Origin of the sequence: Agromyces humi, from assembly GCF_009720255.1 — a bacterium.
In the GTDB taxonomy this organism is placed as follows: Bacteria; Actinomycetota; Actinomycetes; order Actinomycetales; family Microbacteriaceae; genus Agromyces; species Agromyces humi.
In genome coordinates, this window is sequence record NZ_WJSP02000405.1 from 1 (window position 1) to 3,173 (window position 3,173).

Genomic DNA, 3,173 nt, shown 5'->3' on the forward strand with positions numbered 1-3,173 from the left:
CCGCGCGCGTGCCCCTCGAGCGGCGGCCGGATGCCGCATCCGTCGCCGCCGCGCTCGACGCGGGCGAGATCCTGCGCACGCACGTGCTGCGCCCCACGTGGCACTTCCTGCACCCCGACGACGCCCGATGGATCATGGAGCTCTCGGCCGAACGGGTGCACCGCGCCAACGGCACGTACTACCGCCGCACCGGGATCGAGGGCGATCTCGCCGTCCGCGCGCTGGACCTCGTCGCGGCCGAGCTCGCGGGCGGGCACCGCACTCGCGCCGAGCTCGCCGCGGCGCTCGATGTCGGCGGCATCGAGAGCACGGGCCTCAGCTTCGTCTACGTGATGATGACGGCCGAGCTCGAACGCATCGCGATCAGCGGGGCGAACGCGGGCAAGCAGCGCACGTACGCCGCCTTCGACGAACGCGTGCCCGCCTCGCCGCCGCGACCGCGCGACGAGGCGCTCGCCGACCTGGCGGCGCGCTTCATCGCCTCGCGCGGACCGGTGACCGACCGGGATTTCGCGACCTGGTCGGGCTTCACGCTGGGCGACACCCGTCAGGCGTTCGAGGATGCCGCAGACCGGGCCGGCCCCGGTCGCCTCGAGTCGATCGACGTCGAAGGCACGCCGCACGTCGTCGACGCGGCATCCGTCGGCGCAGCATCCATCGGCACGGGCCCGCAGCCCGCCTCTGACGGACCCGTCGTCGACCTGCTGCAGGCGTACGACGAGTACATCATGGGCTACGCCGCGCCCCGCGCGTACCTGCTCCCCACCGACCGCGATGCGGTGCACGCGGAGTTCCCGTTGCACGCGCTCATGGTCGACGGCGTGATGGCCGGGCGCTGGGCGCCCGTCGTGCAGGCGAAGCGCGCGACCGCGCGGATCGTGCCGTGGCGGACGTTCTCGGCCGCGGAGGAACGCGCGCTCGCGGCATCCGTCGCCGACCTGGAACGGTTCCTCGGCGTGCCAGTCGCGCTGTCCGTGGAGGCCCAGCCGCCCGCCGCGTCCTGACCGCGTCACTGCGCCCGACCGATACGATCGCGCCATGGCCGTCATCGCGAGCATCTTCGTCGCCCTCGCCGCGCTCCTGCACGGCTACATCTTCCTCATGGAGAGCGTGTGGTGGACCCGCCCGTCGACGTGGAAGCGGTTCGGCGTCGCCGACCAGGCCGCTGCCGACACCACGCGGCCGATGGCCTACAACCAGGGCTTCTACAACCTGTTCCTCGGCATCGGGGCGGCACTCGGGCTGGTGATGTACTGGGCGGGCGCCGTGGACGTCGGCAAGGCCCTCGTGCTCTTCACCACCGCCTGCATGGTGCTCGCCGCCCTCGTGCTCACCACGACCGGCCGCGGCTACCTGCGGCCCGCGCTCATCCAGGGCACGCTGCCGCTCATCGGGTTCGTGCTCTTCGCGCTGTCCTGATCCCGAGGGGCGCGCGGGCTCGTGCCCCCGAACGGGGTACTACCCGCCGACGTCGGGTCGGCGTAGCTTCGGTGCATTCCCCTCCGGTCACGGTTGTCCGGCCCGAGGGGCGGTGTGATTCACACGTGTCAGCGTGTGAGAGGCGTGACGCCGCGGCGTGGCGACTGGGCTACTGACGGACCGGCACCGACCGGCCACGTATCGCGTTGGAACTCGCCCGCTCTCGGGCCCTGTCCGGTAGACCCTCCATGACTGCGCCATCGGCGTGGCGAGACGGCGACTCCGGACGCAAGACGACCGCGGCCGGTCGCGTCGCACCCCATGCCCCCGTACGACGCGCCGGCCGCGGTCATCACGTGCGCGAGCCGTGGTCGACACCTGCGCGAGCTTCGGTCCTCACGACGCCGATGGCCGCTGCGGCCGGTATGCCGGCAGACGTTCAAGCCGTGGCGGGGAAGGCGGACAACTGGGCTGATGTCCGCTCCCCCGCCACGACGTCGGTGCGCCCCGGCGCAGGGCTGGTCGTGTTCACCGCCACGGCGGACCGTGGTGCTGCGAGGTGACATCCGAAGGCTCGCCCGGGTCGGCGCGTGCTCGCGCGCGACCGAAGCGGCGGGTTCCGATGCAGACCCGGTCCGCGGCAGAAGGCGGTCCCGGCGAGTCGGCGCTCGGCGGACATGCAGGCAGGGTGGGGCACGGGGAGACCCTTGGGGACGAGAGTCGGGTTACGCCACGCCGGAACGCAAGGGGATGCGTGTCGACGCGCTTCGGGCTGGGAACGCAGGCCAGGCCTGCGCGAGAACACGGGATCACCTCGACTTCGAGGTCACCTCATGTTCTATGGGGTGACTTAGTTCTACGCCTCGGCGCGACCGAGTTCTTCCCCCCGTTCGGGGCATTGACCCTGGTGCGACGCGCTACTCGGCGGGCTGCGCGTCGGCCGCCGACGGCGGCTCGTTCAGCTTCAGCCGGTCGATGAGCGTGGCCGAGTGGTTGGTGCTCAGGATGATGCGGGTGAACTCCCCGTCGGCCAGCTCGAGCACGACGGCCTGTCGCTTGCCCTTGACGATGACGAAGTCGGTGCCGCCGTGGTACTTCCAGACACCGACCGCCACGACGAGCGGGACCTCGCTGCCACGCTTGCGGATGCCGCGGATCCACACCCACGGATCGTCGGTGACCGTCGCCGAGCGGATGTCATCACGCTGCACCACGATGTCGTCGGCACGCAGCGCGAGCGCCTTCTCGGCCGCGGTGAGGTGAACCTCGATCCGATCGGCGTGCACGCGAAGGTTGGCCATGCTTCCATCCTGCCCGAGCCCGGCGACACGCGCCGCGTCGCCACCCCACAATGGAATAACGGTTTCGTGCCGGCCAGGCGTGTCGTGCCACGCGTCCCGCCCGGCGGGCGCCTCGGTGGCGGGTGTCAGGCGGGGCGAGCGGATGCCGCGGCGCGAGCGGCCACGGGCAGTGCGTCGACGATCCGTCCGATGGCATCGTCGTCGTGGGCGGCGGTCACGAACCAGGCCTCGAACACCGAGGGCGGCAGGGAGACGCCCGCGTCGAGCATCGTGTGGAAGAACGCCGGGTACCGCCACGCCTCCTGGCGCTGGACGCCGGCGTAGTCGTGGACGCCGGATGCCACGTCCTCACCGAACGCGAAGCTGAACAGGTTGCCGGCCCGCTGCACGGCATGCGCCACGCCCTCCGCGGCGAGCGCGGCGGAGACCGCGCCGCTGATCGTCGCGGCAGCG

General features: G+C 72.0%; 3 protein-coding genes and 1 pseudogene. 2 read left to right on the top strand and 2 right to left on the bottom strand.

The window, feature by feature from the left end; translation table 11 throughout:
* Together GH736_RS19925 and GH736_RS19930 are read left to right on the top strand one after the other, a co-directional pair.
* A partial coding sequence (locus GH736_RS19925) for a winged helix DNA-binding domain-containing protein (protein ID WP_159606427.1) occupies positions 1-1,004 on the top strand: 1,004 nt, incomplete at its 5' end.
* Positions 1,005-1,038: 34 nt separating this feature from the next.
* On the top strand, positions 1,039-1,419 hold the full coding sequence (locus tag GH736_RS19930; RefSeq protein WP_159606429.1) for a DUF1304 domain-containing protein: 381 nt from the start codon (positions 1,039-1,041) through the stop codon (positions 1,417-1,419).
* Positions 1,420-2,336: 917 nt separating this feature from the next.
* On the opposite strand, the gene GH736_RS19935 is transcribed toward GH736_RS19930, so the two are convergent.
* Together GH736_RS19935 and GH736_RS19940 are read right to left on the bottom strand one after the other, a co-directional pair.
* Positions 2,337-2,720: a hypothetical protein gene (locus GH736_RS19935; RefSeq protein WP_159606431.1), complete on the bottom strand. Its 384-nt coding sequence runs from the start codon at positions 2,718-2,720 to the stop codon at positions 2,337-2,339.
* A 125-nt stretch (positions 2,721-2,845) separates the two neighbouring features.
* A pseudogene (locus tag GH736_RS19940) lies at positions 2,846-3,173 on the bottom strand (glutamate-1-semialdehyde 2,1-aminomutase); the annotation flags it as partial.